12 protein-coding genes are annotated in these 17,821 nt (G+C 71.9%); 4 read left to right on the forward strand and 8 right to left on the reverse strand.

The genetic code is table 11. From position 1 onward, the window contains the following. Positions 1 to 92 precede the first annotated feature (92 nt). Positions 93 to 5,543, reverse strand: a complete 5,451-nt coding sequence (locus tag ACIBTV_RS05635) for a carboxyl transferase domain-containing protein (protein ID WP_396702738.1) — start codon at positions 5,541 to 5,543, stop codon at positions 93 to 95. Between the two features lie 247 nt (positions 5,544 to 5,790). Next, positions 5,791 to 6,426, reverse strand: coding sequence for a hypothetical protein (locus tag ACIBTV_RS05640; protein WP_396702740.1), 636 nt, complete (start codon positions 6,424 to 6,426; stop codon positions 5,791 to 5,793). 172 nt (positions 6,427 to 6,598) lie between these two features. On the opposite strand from ACIBTV_RS05640, the gene ACIBTV_RS05645 reads away from it, so the two are divergent. The 3 genes from ACIBTV_RS05645 to ACIBTV_RS05655 all read left to right on the forward strand — a co-directional run bounded on the left by ACIBTV_RS05645 (position 6,599) and on the right by ACIBTV_RS05655 (position 9,316). Next, positions 6,599 to 7,513: a LysR family transcriptional regulator gene (locus ACIBTV_RS05645; RefSeq protein ID WP_396702742.1), complete on the forward strand. Its 915-nt coding sequence runs from the start codon at positions 6,599 to 6,601 to the stop codon at positions 7,511 to 7,513. Between the two features lie 100 nt (positions 7,514 to 7,613). Beyond that, a complete protein-coding gene (locus ACIBTV_RS05650; protein ID WP_396702743.1) occupies positions 7,614 to 8,180 on the forward strand; it encodes a hypothetical protein in 567 nt (188 codons plus the stop codon). Continuing rightward, positions 8,177 to 9,316: a YeiH family protein gene (locus ACIBTV_RS05655; protein ID WP_396702745.1), complete on the forward strand. Its 1,140-nt coding sequence runs from the start codon at positions 8,177 to 8,179 to the stop codon at positions 9,314 to 9,316. Before ACIBTV_RS05650 ends, ACIBTV_RS05655 begins: the two co-directional genes overlap by 4 nt. Before the next feature lie 7 nt (positions 9,317 to 9,323). On the opposite strand, the gene ACIBTV_RS05660 is transcribed toward ACIBTV_RS05655, so the two are convergent. The 5 genes from ACIBTV_RS05660 to mmsA all read right to left on the reverse strand — a co-directional run bounded on the left by ACIBTV_RS05660 (position 9,324) and on the right by mmsA (position 15,913). Beyond that, on the reverse strand, positions 9,324 to 10,301 hold the full coding sequence (locus ACIBTV_RS05660) for a LacI family DNA-binding transcriptional regulator (protein ID WP_396702880.1): 978 nt from the start codon (positions 10,299 to 10,301) through the stop codon (positions 9,324 to 9,326). Between the two features lie 263 nt (positions 10,302 to 10,564). After that, on the reverse strand, positions 10,565 to 11,743 hold the full coding sequence (locus tag ACIBTV_RS05665) for an ROK family protein (protein WP_396702882.1): 1,179 nt from the start codon (positions 11,741 to 11,743) through the stop codon (positions 10,565 to 10,567). A 176-nt stretch (positions 11,744 to 11,919) separates the two neighbouring features. After that, a complete protein-coding gene (locus tag ACIBTV_RS05670) occupies positions 11,920 to 13,020 on the reverse strand; it encodes a substrate-binding domain-containing protein (RefSeq protein WP_396702747.1) in 1,101 nt (366 codons plus the stop codon). Positions 13,021 to 13,067: 47 nt separating this feature from the next. Further along, a complete protein-coding gene (mmsB, locus tag ACIBTV_RS05675; protein ID WP_396702749.1) occupies positions 13,068 to 14,369 on the reverse strand; it encodes a multiple monosaccharide ABC transporter permease in 1,302 nt (433 codons plus the stop codon). Then, positions 14,366 to 15,913 (reverse strand): multiple monosaccharide ABC transporter ATP-binding protein, encoded by a 1,548-nt coding sequence (gene mmsA / locus ACIBTV_RS05680; protein WP_396702751.1) that lies wholly within the window; start codon positions 15,911 to 15,913, stop codon positions 14,366 to 14,368. The genes mmsB and mmsA overlap by 4 nt, the downstream gene beginning before the upstream one ends. A 258-nt stretch (positions 15,914 to 16,171) precedes the next feature. Here mmsA and ACIBTV_RS05685 point away from each other — a divergent pair, with 258 nt between their 5' ends. Beyond that, the gene (locus tag ACIBTV_RS05685) at positions 16,172 to 16,816 is read left to right on the forward strand and encodes a M23 family metallopeptidase (RefSeq protein WP_396702752.1); all 645 of its coding nucleotides are present in this window, start codon (positions 16,172 to 16,174) and stop codon (positions 16,814 to 16,816) included. Between the two features lie 99 nt (positions 16,817 to 16,915). On the opposite strand, the gene ACIBTV_RS05690 is transcribed toward ACIBTV_RS05685, so the two are convergent. Continuing rightward, positions 16,916 to 17,545 (reverse strand): class I SAM-dependent methyltransferase, encoded by a 630-nt coding sequence (locus tag ACIBTV_RS05690; protein ID WP_396702754.1) that lies wholly within the window; start codon positions 17,543 to 17,545, stop codon positions 16,916 to 16,918. Positions 17,546 to 17,821: the final 276 nt, after the last annotated feature.

Genomic DNA, 17,821 nt, shown 5'->3' on the forward strand with positions numbered 1-17,821 from the left:
GACCACGGCGAAAGGCCGGTGTCACCCCGAGCGGATCGGGGTGACACCGGCCTCAGTCGGAACCGGTAGGGCGGGGTGGCCCACCGACGGCGTCAGGTGCGGGACAGGCCCCGCTCGACGGCTGCGATGATCTGCGGACGCAGCTTCTCCGGCCGCACGATGGCGTCCACCGAGCCCACCTCGACGGCCCGCTGGATGCTGTGCACGCCGTCGAACTCGGCGGCCACCTCGCCCAGCTTCTCGGCCCGGACCGTGGCCCGGACGTCCATCAGCTGGGTGACCAGCGCGGCCCGCTCGCCGTCGCCGGCCGCCGCGACCCGCGCCTGAAGCTCCGCCACCCGCGGGTCCTTCGCCGTACGCGCGTTGACGTCACCGGCGAACACCACGGCCGCCGCCGGCGCTCCACCGAGGACGGACGCGAACGACCCCTCCACGGCCAGCACCGTCATGTTCGGGTTGAGCGCCTTGGAGAACACCACGAACGCGCCGCCGTGGTACCGCGAGATCACGCAGAACACGATCGGGCCCTCGAAGTTCACGATCGCCCGGCCGATCTCCGCGCCGTACTCCAGCTGCAGCTGCCGCATCGACTCCGGCGAACCGTCGAACCCGGACAGGTTCGCCAGCACCACCAGCGGCCGGTTCCCGCTGGCCGCGTTGATCGCCCGCGCGGCCTTCTTCGACGAGCGCGGGAACAGCGTGCCGGCCGTGTAGGTGTCCGGGCCGTCGGTGGGCGGGAAGCCGCGCCGGGGCACCGACCGGGACTCGACGCCGAGCAGGCACACCGGGATGCCGCCGAGGTGCACGTCCTGCACGACCACGGTCTCGGCGTCGGCCATGCCCGCCCACCGCTCCAGGACCGCGTGGTCCTGGTCGGCGAGGGCCCGCATCACCGTACGGATGTCGAACGGCTTCTTCCGGTCGGGGTTGCGCTCCCGGGAGAAGATCTCCCCGACGGTGGCGAAGTCGCTGTCCGGCACGGTGTGCGGGTAGTCGGAGATGTCCCGGTCGACCGGGTCGGCCGTGACCGCGCGACGCGGACCGGCCTCACCGGGCAGAACGTACGTGTGGTCGTAGTGCGCCATCAGCACGTCGCGCGCGCCCCGCAGGTCCGGTGCCCAGTACTGGGCCTGCCCGTTGGGACCCATCACCCGGTCGTAGCCGCCGATGCCGAAGTTGTCCTCGGCGGACACCCCGCCGGAGAAGTCCAGCGACTGCTTCCCGGTCAGCACCATCGCCGACTCCGGGGTCATCACCAGGATGCCCTTGGTGTGCATGAGCATCGTGGCCTCGGCGTTCCAGTACGGCTGCGCGCCCACGGTGATCCCGGCGACCACGATGTTGATCTCACGGCCGGCCTGGGTGAACTCCACGATCCGCTTGAGCGCGGCCGCCACCCAGTCCATGTTCTCGGTGCCGGAGGTCATCGCGATCCGGGCACCGGCGGACAGCGCGAACCAGTCCACCGGCACGCCCATCCGCTCGGCCAGGTCGAGGGCGGCGATCACCCGCGCGCACTCCGGCTCGGCCAGCGCGCCCAACGCCTTGGTCGGGTCGCCGAACAACGCCACCCGGGTGACGCCCTCGGGGTACCGCTCGGTCGGCGTGCTCACCAACCCGACGACGATGCCGGCCCGGTTCTGCCCCTTCGGCCGCCGCACCGGGGTCAGCTCGCCGGCCTCGTCGAGGTCGTACTCGGTGAACGTGCCGCCCTGACCGGCCAGCATGTCGGTCAGCTCGTACGGGTACGTCGTGCCCCGCCGCCGCGCGGCCAGCACCTTCTGCCGGTAGTCGTCGAGCGGCTGCACCGGCTCGGCCGTCGGCTGGGTCACCGACACCCGCATACCGGTCTCGTAGGAGATCTTCACCGCGATGTCGGTGAGCTCACCGGTGACCGCGTCGCGCTGGCGGCCGAGGAAGAGGACCTCCTCCAGGCCGGCGCCCGCCGTCCTCGGCAGGACCCGCTGCGCCACCGCGTTCAGCTCCTCCACGGTCAGCTCGCTCGGCGGCCACGCGTAGATGGTGATCCGGTTGGTATCGAACCGCTTCTTCGCCGGCCGCTGCGCCTGCACCTTCCGGATCGCGTCGAGGCAGGCGTCCAGCGCGCCCTCGGCGGCCGGCAGGGCGAGGATCCGCCCGTCGGTGTCGCGCAGCGGCGTCAGGTCGCGGACCTGCGCCATGGCCGCCAACCGCTCGTCGGCCGGGTTGTCCGGGTTGACGCAGTGGAAGACGTAGACCTCCTCGTCGGCGGAGGGCAGCCGGGTCAGGTCGAAGTGACGCAGCCGCGGCAGCTGAAGGCGCTGGGCGATCAGCGGGTGCAGCCCGCGGATGACCCGGTCCTCGCCCTGCCCGGGGCGGTAGGTGAAGTGGTGGTGCATCGCGGTGCCGGTCACCCCGGCCACCGACATCGTCACCCGCTGGAGGACGTCCAGCAGCCCCGCGCGGTCGAGGACGTCCCGCAGAGTCGCGGCCATGGTGTCCACGTCGGGCTGGTCGGCCCAGGTCAGGTACACGTCGGCGACGGTGTCCGGCCCGGCCAGCTGGGCGACCCGCTCCAGCGTCGCCGGCAGGTCGGTGACGTCGGCGGCGGCCGCGACCAGCCGGAAGCGCTCGCCGTCGCGGTCGTACCCGGCGGTGAAGAACGACTGGCCGGCGACGTCGACGGTTTGCGCGTCGCTGGCGCCCCGGTTGCCGTAGTAGCGGCGGCTGAGCACCTCGAGCATGGGCCCGTGGTCGGCGCCCGGCTTGCCGATGCGCTGACCGAGCAGCCGGACCAGCGGCTCCGGCGACGCGACCATCTTGGCGATCCGCTCGGCGCGGTCCGGCGCGTCGGGGTGCTCGTCGAGGTGACGCAGGTGGCCACGGACGTCGGCGTACACCTCGGCGCGCTTGCGGCGCAGCATCGGCTGGGCGGCCCAGCGGAACACGATGCTGCGGGCCAGGTCGCCGACGACCGGGAACCGGAGCTGGGTGGCGAAGATCAGGTGCTCCAGCGCCTGGCCGACCAGCTCGCGCAGACCGTCGTGCGGCAGCGGCTCGGTCAGCCACCGCTGCAGGAACGTGACGATCACCGAGACGTCGGCCGACGCCCGCTGCTGCGCGAGGAAGATGCGGAAGACCGCCTCCTCCAGCGCCGGCGTGCGCTCGAAGTCCTCCACGCCGTAGTGGGCGAGCACCCGGGCGAGCCGGGCGCGGAAGGTGTCCGACAGGCCGGCGCGCTCGACGTCGAGGCTCTGCAGGTACGTGTGGAAGTACTCGCGCGGGCTGTGCACCCGGTTGTCGGCCCTGGTCTCCTCACCGGCCGGCCGGTTGCGGGTGAGCTCGGACAGGTCCGCGAAGACCTGCAGCAGCCCGACCTCCTCCTCCAGCGGACGGTGGCCGAGCTCCGCCCGGGCGGCCAGGTAACCGGAGAGGGCCCGACGCTCGTCGTGCGGGTCGCGGTCGTAGCCGAGCAGCAGGCTGCGCAGGTCGGCGATGCCGCGCGCGACGCGGGCCTCGGCGGACAGGCCGGTCGGCTCCGGCGGCAGGTCGAGGTCGACGGCCTCGGTCTGGGCCGCCTCGCCCGCGCTCTGCTCACCGACCGGCTCCAGGCGCAGCAGCGGCGCGCCGGTCTCCACCTGGCTGCCGACGGAGACCAGACGTTCCTTCAGCTTCGCGCGGAACGGCGCGCGAAGCACGGTCTCCATCTTCATGCTCTCCAGGACGAGCACGGGCGCGCCGGCCTCCACCTCGTCACCGGCCTCCAGCGGGGTGGCGACGACCAGCGCGGGGGCGGGGGAGCGCAGCACGCCACCCTCGTCGTGGCTGACCCGGTGCGTGACGCCGTCCACCTCGACCAGGTGGATCGGCCCGTGCGTGTCGGTCACCAGCCGGTGCCGTCGGCCGTTGACCACGATCCGGCCGGTGTGCTCGTCGAACCGGTCCAGCTCCACGTCCACGGCCGGCGCCGTGCCGATGCAGACCCGGAACCGGTGCGGCGCGGTCTGCGCGACGATCACCCGGTAGCTCGCACCGCGCAGCTTCAGGTCGATCGGCCGGTTGCTCTCGTGCTGCACCTGGGGACGACCGCCGTGCGCGGTCGACAGCAGCCGCTGCCGCTCGACGAGCGCCTCGTCCTCGTACGCCTCGATCGCGGCCGCGGCCAGCGCGATGCCGGAGTGCCGGCAGGACACCAGGCGGCCCTGCGCGCGGACCCGGTCGATCCACCCGGTGTCGGCGCTGGCGTCGATCACCTCGGGCTGGTCGAGCAGGTCGAGCAGGAAGCTCTTGTTGGTCGCGCCGCCCTCGATGATGACGGTGGTCTCGGCGACCGCGCGGCGCAGCCGCCCGAGCGCCTCGTCGCGGGTGCGGCCGTACGCGATGATCTTGGCGATCATCGAGTCGAAGTCGGCGGGGATCACGTCACCCTCGCTGACGCCGGTGTCGACCCGGATCCCCGGGCCGGCCGGCAGGGCCAGCCGCACGATCCGCCCCGGCGCCGGCGCGAAGTCCCGGTCGGGGTCCTCGGCGTTGAGGCGCGCCTCGACGGCGTGACCGGCCTCGCGCGGCACCAGGTCGCCGAGCCGGCCGCCGGCGGCCACGTGGAGCTGAGCCTTGACCAGGTCGAAGTCCGTGGTGGCCTCGGTGATCGGGTGCTCCACCTGCAGCCGGGTGTTGACCTCCAGGAAGGCGAAGAGCTTCTCGCCCGGGTGGTACAGGAACTCGACGGTGCCCGCGCCGCAGTAGTTCACCGCCAGCGCGAGCCGCTCGGCCGACGACTTGAGCTCCCGGACCTGCTCGGGGGCGAGCACGGGGGAGGCGGACTCCTCGATGACCTTCTGGTTGCGGCGCTGCACCGAGCAGTCCCGCACCCCCAGCGCCCACGCGCTGCCCTGACCGTCGGCGATGACCTGCACCTCGACGTGCCGCGCGCCGGTGACCAGGCGCTCCAGGAACACGACGCCGCTGCCGAACGCGCGCTCGGCCTCCAGGCTGGTGCGCTCGTAGGCGTCGGTCAGCTCCTCGTCGCTGCGGACCACCCGGATGCCCCGTCCGCCACCACCGGCGGTCGCCTTGAGCATCAGGGGGTAGCCGATGCCGGCCGCCGCGCGCTTGGCCGCGTCGAGGCTCTCCACCGCGCCCCGGCTCCACGGCGCGACCGGGACCCCGACCTCCTCGGCGATCAGCTTCGCGCCGATCTTGTCACCGAGCGTACGCATCGCTTCGGCGCTCGGACCGATGAAGGTGACGCCGATCTTCTCGCAGAGCTCGGCGAAGGCCGGGTCCTCCGCGACGAACCCCCAGCCGACCCACGCGGCGTCCGCCCGCGTCTCGATCAGCGCGCGTTCCAGCACGGCGTGGTCGAGGTACGGGCGCGCCGACGCCGGCCCCAGGCAGTAGCTGTCGTCCGCCTCCCGTACGAAGGTGGCGGTGCGCTCGGCCTCGGTGTAGAGCGCGACCGTCTCGATCGGCGCGGACCCGGTCTCGGCGTTGAGCTCGCGGACGGCATGGATCAGCCGCATGGCGGCCTCTCCGCGGTTGACGATGGCGATGCGGCTGAACACCGAGCAAGCCTCCCAATGGTTCCTTCACAGCGAAACGGGGACTCCCTGAGGGCAGGGGTCCCCGTCAACAACCTTCGCCGCTACCGGTCGGTAACGAAACCGTCGGACCCGCCACCTGAGGCGGCCGAAAGTTGTGGACACCCGACCAACGCCCGGCGACGACAGCGTGTCCGCCGTGATCCGGGTCACCGGTCGGCCCCCGCCGGCGGGCTAGGCGCGTGCGCCCGCTCGCCGACGGTGACCCGCGTCAGCGGGCCGTAGCGTACGCCAGCGGCACGGCGACGGCCTGCCCGTCCCACGCCCCGGTGAGCCGGTGCCCCGGCAGGGCGGCGTGGGCACCGACCCGACGGACCACGGTCAACTCGACCGGGCCGGCCACGATCCGGGTCGGGTCGCCGTCCTCGACGCGGTCGACCACGCGGATCTCCGGCACGTCGAGCTGGCGGCCGTCCGTGGCGATCGCCATGCTCGGCGCCCGGTGCTCACGCCGGCCGTTCTCCTCGAAGTACTCCTGGGCCTGACCGCCGCCGCCGAGGATCGCGCCGGCCAGAGCCGCCGCGTAGACCGGGTCGCCGGTGCCGTCGTAGACCCAGCGGCGGCCCAGCACGGAGTGTTCACAGGTGCCGACGAGCCACTGCTCGGCGCCGGCCAGCGGCGCACCCCGGTAGGTCAGCGGGACCTGCAGGACCGGGCCGGTGCCGGCCCGGACGAGGATGGTCTCGATCCCGACCTCGCCCGCCGGGTCGTCGAAGCGGTACGCGGCGACCCGGTCGAGGCCCCCGCCGACGTCCGCATCCGTCGGGTGCCAGGGGCGGCCCGGCAGCCAGGCGGCCAGGAGTTCGAGTTTGGTGGGGCGCAGTTCCGCCCGGTGCAGCAACGCCATGCGCCGGATCATAGGCAGCCCGTGCGACCGGATCGGTCGGGTGAGTGGCCGGGCGGAGCCGCCGAGAGGAGGGTGTGCGCCCGCCGCGACGGGTCGTCGCCTCCGCTGCGTGAGCCGCACCTCACCGCGTGCAGGTGGCCGATGCCCCTCCGGGCGAGCCTATGATCCGGTGGTGTTCGATTCGCGCCATATCCGGACCTTCCACGAGGTGGTCCGGTCCCAGTCGTACTCCGCGGCTGCGCAGGCGCTCGGCTACACCCAGCCCGCGATCACGCAGCAGATGAAGGCGCTGGAGCGCGAGGTCGGCACTCCGCTGTTCACCCGGGTCGGCCGGCGGCTGCGGCTGACCGAGGCGGGGGAGACGCTGGCCCGCCACACGGAGACCATCCTCGGCAGCATGTCGGTCGCGCGGGAGCAGATGGCGGCGATCGCGCGGCTGCGTACCGGTCGGGTGCGGGTGTGCGCGTTCCCCAGCGCCAACGCGACGCTGGTGCCCGAGGCGATGGCGCTGCTGGCCGTCGAGCACCCGGGGATCCGGGTGGAGTTGCTGGAGGACGAGCCGCCCGACTCGCTGCGGCGGGTGGTGCAGGGGGAGGCGGACCTGACGCTCGCCTTCACCTATCCCGGCCTGCGGGAGGAGGTGCCGGACGAGCTGGTGGAGGTGCCGCTGCTGGAGGACCAGCTCACGGTGCTGCTGCCCGTCGGGCACCCGATGGCCCGGCGTCGCGCGGTCGAGCTGGCCGACCTCGCCGAGGAGCGCTGGATCGCCGGGTGCCTGCGTTGCCGCACCAACTTCCTGCACGAGTGCGAACAGCTCGGGTTCACCCCCGACATCGTGTTCACCACCGACGACAACCTCGCGGTCCAGTCGCTCGTCGCGCAGGGTCTCGGGGTGGCGATGATGCCCGGGCTCACGCTCTCCTTCCTGCGGCGGGACAAGGTGCGTGGTCGGCCGCTCCTGCCGGCCTCGCGGCGTCAGGTGTCGGCGTATGTCCTGCGCGAGCACCTGCGCGTCCCGGCCACCGCCCAGGTGCTGGACGCCCTCGCGACGGTGGCCGGCCGCCGGGGCGAGGACGTCCCGGAGTGACCGTCGCCGGTCGGGACGCCATCAACCCATAAGAATCCCTATGGTTTCGCCAAGAAACTGTTGTTGGACGTGATGGGTCGGGAGCGGTCAGGCTGGGGTCATGACCACTCCGGCCGCCGTCCGCGTCGCCCCCGCCACCACCTCCCGCCTCGCGCGGCTCGTGACGGACGTCCGGGCCGCGGTCGACCGGGGCCTTCCGCCCGACCTGACCGCCTACCTGGTCGGTGAGCAGCTCGCCCCGCACCTGGGCGCGTCCGACCTGCTCACCGATGAGCAGTACGAGGGCGACCCGGACCGGTACCGCCAGCACCTGCTGCACGCCGAGCGCGACGGCAGCTTCTCGATCGTGGCGCTCGTGTGGCTGCCCGGGCAGCAGACCGCCATCCACGACCACGTCGCCTGGTGCGTCACTGGGGTGCACCAGGGCGAGGAGCACGAGCGGCGCTTCCGCCTCGTCTCCGACGGTGCCGTGGCCCGGCTCGTCGCCACCGAGGACGTCGTCAACGGTCCGGGCGACGTCTGCGGCTTCGCACCGCCCGGCGACATCCACCGGGTCTGGAACGGCGGGACCGGCAAGGCGGTGTCCCTGCACATCTACGGAGCGGACATCTCCCGCCTCGGATCGAGCGTCCGCCGGGTGTACGACCTGCGGACCGACGAGTCGTGACCGTCGCGTCCGGTTCCGGCACCGCGCTGATCGGCCCCGGCCACCCGCAGGAGTCCCCGGCCGACACCGTCCACGTCCCCGCGGGCCCGGCCGGCCGCCGGGTCGGCTCGCGGTCCTCGGACGCCTCGCGGCGTCTCCTGCCCGGCCTGCTCTTCGCGGTCGTCGGAGCCGCCCTCGCCTGGGCGGTCCACCTGGTGGTGCCCGCCGTGCCGGCGCTGACCGCGGCGATCGTGCTGGGTATCGCCGCCGCCCACCTTCCCGGCCTCCGGGAGCGTGTCCGCGGGGTGGCCCGACCCGGGCTGAGCGTGGCGGCCAAGCGACTCATGCGGGTCGGCATCGTGCTGCTCGGGCTCAAGCTCAGCGTCCAGGACGTGCGGGAGCTCGGGTGGCCGAGCATGCTGATGGTGCTCGCGGTGGTGGCCGCGACGTTCGGCGGCACCTGGTGGCTCGGCCGCCGGATCGGCCTGCGCGGCGACCAACCGCTGCTGATCGCCGCCGGCTACGCGATCTGCGGCGCCTCGGCCATCGGCGCGGTCAGCGCGGCGACCCGCAGCGACGAGGAGGACGCCGCCGCCTCGGTGGCGCTGGTGACCCTCTGCGGCACGCTGGCCATCGCCGTCCTCCCGCTGCTGCAACAGCCCCTGGGCCTCGACGACGTGCAGTTCGGCCGCTGGGTGGGGGCGAGCGTGCACGACGTGGGGCAGGTCGTCGCCACCGCGCAGACCGCCGGGTCGGCGGCGCTCGGTGACGCGGTCCTGGTGAAGTTGATGCGGGTGGCGCTGCTGGCCCCACTGGTGGCCGTCGTGGCGCTCGGCCTGCGGCGCCGGGCCCGGCAGAGCCGCCCGGACGCGGACGGCGCCGAGACGGCCGGCCGCCTGCCCGCTGTCGTCCCGCTGTTCGTCGTCGGCTTCCTCGTCATGATCGGCCTGCGCAGCACCGGCTGGCTGCCCGAGACGGTGCTCGCCGGGGCGGGCCTGGGGCAGGAGATCCTGCTGACCGCCGCGCTGTTCGCGCTCGGCAGCGCCGTGCACCTGCCCGGTCTGGTGCGCACCGGTGGACGAGCCGCCGCGCTGGGCCTGAGCGCGTGGGTGGTCGTCGCCGGGGTGTCGTACGCGGGTGTGTTACTGACGGCCTGACCCGGCTTCAGGCCCGGGGCACGCCCCGCTCGGCCAGCTCGGTGGGGACCAGCAGGGTGCGCGGCGCCGACCGGTCACCCGCGATCCGGCGGAACAGCAGCTCGGCGGCGGTGCGCGCCAGCCGGTGCGTGTCGTACGCGATCACGGTGAGCGGGTACGGCAGCAGCCGGGCCACGTCGAAGTCGTCGAAGCCGAGCAGGGCGGCGTCGCCGCCGCGCCGGTGGAGCTGCTCCACCGCACCGAGGGTGATGCGGTTGTTGAGGCAGAAGAAGGCGGTGGGTGGGTCGTCGCCGTCGAGCAGTTCGCCGACCACCCGGGCCGCGGTCGCCGGGTCCCGGACGCCGTCCCGGACCAACCGGTCGTCGGCCGGCACACCGGCCGCCGCCAGCGCCTCGCGCGCACCGGCCAGGCGCTCCCGCATGGTGTAGACGCGGGTCGAATCGAAGAGCACGGCGACCCGGCGGTGCCCCTGCTCGACCAGGCGGGCGACCCCGTCGCGGGCGCCGCCCCGGTTGTCCAGCAGCACCGTGTCGGCCGGCAGACCTCCGGCGGGCCGGTCGAGGAACACCACCGGGGTCCCGAGCTCCACCTCGGCGTGCAGGAACGAGTGGTCGTCGCCGGCCGGGACCACGAGCAGCCCGTCGACGCGGCGCGCGCACAGGTCGCTGAGCAGCTCCTGCTCGCGGGACGGATCCTCCTCGGAGCTGGCGATGATCAGCATCGTGCGGTGCAGCCGGGCGACCTCCGCCGCCGCGCCCGCGATGGCCGCGTAGAACGGGTTGGCGATCTCCTCGATGAGCAGGCCGATCGTGGCGGTGGTCTGGCCGGAGCGTAGTGAGCTCGCCAGATGGTTGCGACGGAAGCCCAGCTCGGCGGCGGCGGCCAGCACCCGTTGGGCCAGCTCCGGCTGCACGTGGGGTGCCTGGTTGACGACCCGGGAGACGGTCTTCAGGCTCACCCCGGCCAGGGCGGCGACGTCCACCATGGTCGGTCGCCTCGTACGGCTGGCGTCGGTGGTCACGCGAGCACCTTACCGCCGCTCGCGTCTATCGCCACCGTTCGTTCATACCGTCTCCGCCGGCCGTCACGGGCCGGACACCCCGCGGCCGGCGCGGGCGTACAACTCGACCGGACGCTGAGCCGGCGCTCGCCCGCGGCCACCGGACGGTGGCCGCGGGCGGGTCGTCCGTCGCGGCGGGACGCCTTCCGGGCGGCACCGTCGACCGCCGCGGCGGGCCGCGCGCCGGGTCAGGCGGCGCTGCCGACGTTCAGCGGGTCGGCGAGCAGCCGCTCGAAGGCCAGCTCCGCGGCGCCGATGAGGGCCGCGTCGCAACCGAGCGCCGCCGTACGCAACTGCACCTGGGGCCACGACGTGGGCAGCGCCACCTCACCGAGGCGGTGGCGGACGGTGTCCGACGCGGCCGCGTAGATCTCGCCGAGCGACCCGCCGAGCACGACGGTGTCCGGGTTGATGATGTTGACCAGGTTGGCCACGCCGAAGCCGAGCCACTCGGCGACCCGGCGGACGGCCTCGGTCGCCGCCGGCTCGCCCTGGGCAGCGGCGTGCAGGACCTCCGCGACCCCACCCGCGGCGTCGGGATCCCGGCCGGCGTGCCGTAGCAGCGCGGCCTCGCCGATCTCGGTCTCCCAGCAGCCGCGCGACCCGCACCAGCAGGGCCGTCCGTTCGGGTTGACGACCATGTGGCCGACCTGGCCGCCGTGCCCCTGGTGGCCGACGACGAGCCGGCCGTCGATGATGAGCCCGGCGCTGACCCCGAGGTCGCCGTGCAGGTAGATGAGGTTGCCGCTGCCGGCAGCCGCGCCGCGGATGTGCTCGGCGAGGCCGGCGATGTCGGCGAGGTCGCCGGCCAGGAAGGGGAGCCCGACCGCGATCTCCGCCGCCAGCGCGGCGCGCAGCGCCTCGTCGGGCCCACCGAAGCGGATCCGTCCGTCGCTGTCGCGCGCCGTGTCGGCCACGGCGACGGCGCCGCCCACGCAGACCGCGTCCGCCGTGACGGCGCATTCCATGTCGCGGACGAGGTCGGCCAGGGCGCCGACGGCGTCGACGGCGGACATCCCGGCGGGACGTACGGTCTCGCGCAGGTCGAGGATCCGGCCGCCGAGGCCGATGCGGGCGGCCCGCAGCTTCCCCGCCTCGATGCTCAGGGCCCGGGCGTAGACCCCGTCGGAACGGGGACTCACCACGAGGGACGGGCGGCCGGCGCGGCGGGTGACGCTCGGGGCCACCTCCTCGGTGACGAGGCCGGCGGTGACGAGATCGCCGGCGAGCGCGCCGATGGTGCTGCGGTTCAGGCCGAGACGGCTGGTCAGTTGGGCTCGCGTGGTCGGGCCGTGCACGTGGACGTGCCGCAGGAGCGCGCCGAGGTTCTGTCGGCGGATCTCCTCCTGGCTCGCGCCGGGAGCCACGGTGGTGAGGGACTCCGTGGCCGGGCGGCCACGGGGGAGGCCGGACAGGGCGGGTTGCAGCACCATTCTCGGCCTCCTTTCGTCTGCTGTTGTGCTGATGAGGGATGGCGCCTGCCAGACGACGAAGGGTCCCGGATTTCTCCGGGACCCGACGCCGTGCTGACTGCTCCCGCTGCTTACTTGGTGAGCGGCGCGAGCTTCGGGTCGTTGGCGTACGCCTCGGCCGCGTTGGCCTTGGTGACGGCGACCGGCGGGAGCAGGTAGGTGTCGACGACCTTGGAACCGTTGTTGTAGGTCTTGGTGTCGTTGACCTGCGGGGCGTTACCGGCCTGGAGGGCCTTGACCATGTCGATGGTCTGCTTGACCAGGTTGCGGGTGTCCTTGTTGATGGTCATGTACTGCTCGCCGGCCATGATGGACTTGACCGACTCGACCTCCGAGTCCTGGCCGCTGACGACCGGGACCGGCTTGCCGGCGCCCTTGACCGAGGTGATGATCGCCCGGGCGAGGGTGTCGTTCGGGGAGAGGACGCCGTCCAGCTCCTTGTTGCCGTAGGTCGAGGTCAGCAGCTGGTCCATGCGGGCCTGCGCACCCTCGGCCTTCCAGCCCTGGATGGCGGTCTGCTTGATGTCGGTCTGGCCCGACGCGACCACGACGTTGCCCTTGTCGATCTCCGGCTTCAGCACGTCCATCGCGCCGTCGAAGAAGACCTTCGAGTTGTTGTCGTCCGGCGAGCCGGAGAAGAGCTCGATGTTGTACGGGCCGTTCGGCTTCTTGGCCTTCATGCCGTCCAGCAGGGCCTGGCCCTGGAGCTGGCCGACCTTGAAGTTGTCGAAGGCGACGTAGTAGTCGACGTCCGGCGTGTTGACGATCAGCCGGTCGTACGCGATGACCTTCGCGCCGGCCTGGTGGGCCGCGGCGACCTGGGTCGACAGCTGCGCGGCGTCGGTCGCGCCGATGACGATGACCTTGGCGCCCTTGGTGACCATGGCGGTGATCTGGGCCTGCTGGTCGGCGACCGTGGTCGACGCGCCGGCGTACTGCACGTCAGCCTGGAAGCCGGCCTCCTTCAGGCCGTTGCTGAACAGGTCGCCCGCGAGGACCCAGTTCTCCGAGGTCTTGGCCGGCAGGGCCACACCGATCAGAGAGTTGGCCGCGAAGCCCTTGGCCTCGGAGCCCGAGCCGCTGGTGCCCTCGTCGCGGCCGGAGCCGCAGGCGGTGAGGGCAAGCGCCGCGATGGCGCCGACGGCCACCGCCTTGCCGATGATCTTGCGCATGAGAGGTGCGTGCCTTTCTCGGATGGTGATGGGGAGAGTGGTCGGCGTCAGCCGGCCACGGGTGCCTTGGCGGGCTCGCGGTCCGCGTCGGACGTCTTTGGTGGTGCGGCCGGGGTGTCGTCCCGACGGAACGAGCGGGTGATGCTCCCGATGATCGAGAAGCGTCCCTGCTTCTTGTTGTAGACGTCGAGGGCGACGGCCAGCAGCAGGACCAGGCCCTTGATGATCTGGACACGGTCGGTGCCGACACCCATCAGCTGCAGACCGTTGTTGAGGACGGCCATGACCAGACCGCCGACGATCGAGCCGCTGATGGTGCCGATGCCGCCGGAGACGGCCGCGCCACCGATGAAGACGGCGGCGATCGCGTCGAGCTCCCAGCCGTTGCCGTCCTGGGGGCCGGAAGCCGCCGAGCGGGCCACGAAGATCATGCCCGCGAGCGCGGCCAGGATCGACATGTTCATCATGACCATGAAGTTGACCCGCTTGAGCTTCACACCGGACAGCTCCGCGGCGCGGGAGTTGCCGCCGACCGCGTAGATGTGCCGGCCACCCGCGGTGTTGCGGGTGTAGAAGGAGTAGGCCAGGACCAGCGCCACGAGGATGATGCCGGAGATCGGGAAGCTCGTGCCCACGCGGCCGCTGGCGAAGCGCAGCGCGACGAAGGCCAGCGCACCGACCATGACCACCATCCGCACGATGGAGATCCACATCGGGATCGGCTCGGCGTTCATGTCCCGCCGGGTCTTGCGGGCCTGGAGCTCCCGCCAGACCACCGCGACGGCGGCCGCGAGGCCGAGCAGCAGGGTCAAATTGTTGTAGCCGGTGTTCGGGCCGGTCTCGGGCAGGAAGCCGGCACCGATCTGCCGGAAGCCCTCCGGCACCGGGATGGTGTTCGCGTTACCGATGAACTGGTTGCCGCCGCGGAAGAGCAGCATGCCGGCCAGCGTCACGATGAACGCGGGTACCCCGATGTAGGCCACCCAGAAGCCCTGCCAGGCGCCGATGATCGCACCGATGGCGAGGCCGAAGAGGATGGCGACCGGCCAGGGCAGGTTCCACTCGGCCATGGACTTGGCCACCAGGATGCCCGCGAAGGCCGCGATCGAGCCGACCGACAGGTCGATGTGCCCGGCGACGATCACCATCAGCATGCCGATGGCCAGGATCAGGATGTACGAGTTCTGCTGGAAGAGGGCGATCAGGTTGTCCGATCGCAGGGTCAGGCCGTCCGTCAGGATCTGGAACAGGACGACGATCGCGACCAGCGTGAAGATCATCCCGAACTGACGGGCGTTGGACGTGGTTCCTCCGAAGAGGTTCTTCTGGAGTTCCTTCAGTCGGCTCATCGTGTCTGCATCTTCTTCGTAGAGGTCATCAGCTTCATGAGGTTCTCCGGGTCGGCGTCCTGCCGGGCGACTTCACCGGTGATGGTGCCTTCCGACACCGTGTAGATGCGGTCGCAGAGCCCGATCAGCTCGGGCAGCTCCGAGGAGATGACGATGACGCCCTTCCCCTGGTCGGCGAGCCGCTGGATGATCCCGTAGATCTCGTACTTCGCACCCACGTCGATGCCACGGGTGGGCTCGTCCAGGATCAGCAGGTCCGGGTCGGTGAACATCCACTTCGCCAGGACGACCTTCTGCTGGTTGCCGCCGGAGAGCTTGTTGACGCCCTCGTCGACCGTCGGAGCCTTGATGCGCAGGTTCTTGCGGTATTCCTCCGCGGCCCGGTACTCCTCGACCTCGTCGAGGACACCGTGTCGCGTGATCTTGGAGAGCTTGGCGGCGACCGTCGACGTCTTGATGTCGTCGAGCAGGTTCAGGCCGATCGCCTTGCGGTCCTCGCTGACGTACGCGAGGCCGTGGGCGATGGCGTCCGGGACCGTCTTGAGGACGATCTCCTTGCCGTCCTTGACGATCGTGCCCGACTCGTAGACGCCGTAGGAGCGGCCGAAGACGCTCATGGCCAACTCGGTGCGACCGGCGCCCATGAGGCCGGCGAAGCCGACGATCTCGCCCCGGCGTACGACGAAGTTCGAGTGCTTGGCGACCAGCCGCTCGGCGGAGATGGGGTGCCGGACGGTCCAGTCGCGGACCTCGAAGAACACATCGCCGATCTTGGGCGTGTGGTCGGGGAACCGGCTGTGCAGCTCACGGCCGACCATGCCCCGGACGATCCGGTCCTCGTCGACGCCGTCGCCCTTGACGTCCAGCGTCTCGATGGTCCGGCCGTCACGGATGATCGTGATCCGGTCGGAGATCGCCTCGACCTCGTTCAGCTTGTGCGAGATGATGATCGAGGTGATGCCCCGCTCGCGGAAGCCGCGCAGCAGGTCCAGCAGGTGCTGCGAGTCGTCCTCGTTCAGCGCGGCGGTCGGCTCGTCGAGGATGAGCAGCTTGACGTCCTTGGCGAACGCCTTGGCGATCTCCACCAGCTGCTGCTTGCCGACACCGATGTCCTTGATCAGGGTGTCCGGGTCCTCGCGCAGACCCACCCGGGCCATCAGCTCGATGGCCTGGCGGTTCGCCGCCTTCCAGTCGATCGCGCCGGCCTTGCGCGGCTCGTTCCCGAGGAAGATGTTCTCGGTGATCGACATGTGCGGGATGAGGGCGAGCTCCTGGTGGATGATCACGATCCCGGCCCGCTCGCTCGCGCGGATGTCCGCGAAGCGGGAGACCTCGCCCTGGTAGACGATCTCGCCGTCGTAGCTGCCGTACGGGTAGACCCCGCTCAGCACCTTCATCAGCGTCGACTTGCCGGCACCGTTCTCGCCGACGATCGCGTGGATCTCGCCGGCGCGCACCTGCAGGTTGACGTCGGAGAGAGCCTTGACTCCGGGGAACTCCTTGGTGATGGCGCGCATCTCGAGGAGTGTGGGCGCGGCGTTCATCGTTGGCGCCACCTTGCTGCCAACGTCATGGGATGCCTCCGGGAGGGGATGGGTCCTGCACCGTTTTGTTGTGTACGGCAACGTATTGCGCGGAGAAGTTCATCCGCAAGTGAGGAAGCCAACATTTCCGTAACAACCCGGCAATATAGACGTTGCCCGCTGCGATATGTGCCCATTGAGGCCATTCGCGCCCGGTTTTTACCCTTTCGCTCGCGACGGGACAACGTTGTCTTGCCAGGCCCTGACATTCTTATTCCGGTGACCACCAGCCGTTCGACCCGCCCCCTCTCCAATGATCGCCCCACTCGTCGTATCCTCCGGATCGCTCTTGCGCTGGGCGCGCTCGGCGCCCTCGTCGCCGTCGCGATCGTGGTCGTGCCGCTGCTGCGACCCCCGGGGCCGCGTCCGCTCTTCCAGCTCCCCGTCGCCTGCGGGGAGACCTGGCAGCTCGGCACGTACCCCGGCCACGACGACTACGACGTCGACCTCTTCCCGGCTGAGGGTGAGGCGTGGGGCCGTCCCGTCCTCGCCTCGTACGCCGGCACCGTCACCGTGGCCGGCATCAACGGCTCGCTGGGCGGCCGCACGCCGCAGGACCCGGATGGTCCGCGCGGGCGGGGCGGCGGATACTGGGTGAAGATCGACCACGGCGGCCGGTGGGAGACCCAGTACCTCCACCTGCTCGAACCGCCCCTGGTGCGCGTCGGGCAGGAGGTCGCCCAGGGCGAGCAGATCGGGAAGCTGGGCAGCACCGGCAACTCCGGCGCCCCCCACCTGCACTACGAGCAGCGTCGGGGCTGGGAGAAGGTCGAGACCCACTTCGACGGCGAGCCGTCGGGCATCACCACCGACGACCGGGAGTACACCGTGCGGCGTACCAGCAACAACTGCGCCGGCGGCTGACCGGCGGGGCCGAGCCGGCGGTGACGGTCGCCACAGCCCGCCGCCGACGACCCGTCCGGCGCCCGCCGGCCCGGGCGGGCGGCACGGGTGGACGGCGGGTCAGGCCGACGGTTTGCGGGCGGCGAGACGCTCGACGATGCCGAGCGCGAACCGGTCGTGCGCGTCGACCTTCCAGCCCCAGTCCCGGACCAGCGCCGCCGGCCGGCGGAGGAAGTGCTCACCGCCCACCGGCACGCTGACCAGCTCGGCGAGCCGCTGCGCGACGCGCACCGGCCACGCCGTGGACGGCACGTGGTCGGCCAGCAGGAGCAGGCCGCCGGGTCGCAGCACCCGGCGCATCTCGGCCAGCGCCCGCCGCTCGTCGGGGATCGCGCAGAGCGAGAACGTGCAGACCACCGTGTCGAACGACACGTCCGGCAGATCGAGCGCCTGGGCGTCGCCCAGCCGCAGGTCGACGTCGCGACCGATCTCCGGGGCCCGCCGCCGGGCGACGGCCAGCATCCGCGGGCTCCACTCCACCCCGGTCAGCCGTACTCCCGCCGGGTAGTGCGGCAGGTTGAGCCCCGTCCCGACGGCCACCTCCAGGACGTCGCCGGATGCCCGGCCGCCGACCCACGCCCGGGTGTCGCGGAAGAGACGCCGCTCGGCGAAGGCCATCTGCCGGTCGTACGAGTCGGCGTGCCGGTCCCAGTACCGCCGCAACCGCCCCTGACGATCCGATCCGGACACCCCGCCACCTCCGCCCGTCGGGGCCCCATCGGACCTCAACCCGCTGCCGTCACCCGCATCGACAAACTCTCCCGCCCGATTCTCGACCCACTCCGCAACCGCACGCGAGCCCCCGCATGCCGCCGCCGGCATCACGCCAGCAGGTGCGATCCTGCACTTTCGGCACTCGTTATGCGGCTTGCATCAGGACGAAAACCGCAAGATCGCCGCATTCCTTCGGTCGATCATGCAGTTATGGTGCCTGATTGATGTCGGAACGGTGTTTTTGTGGGGCAC

The organism is Micromonospora sp. NPDC049366 (assembly GCF_044466625.1).
Lineage (GTDB): Bacteria > Actinomycetota > Actinomycetes > Mycobacteriales > Micromonosporaceae > Micromonospora.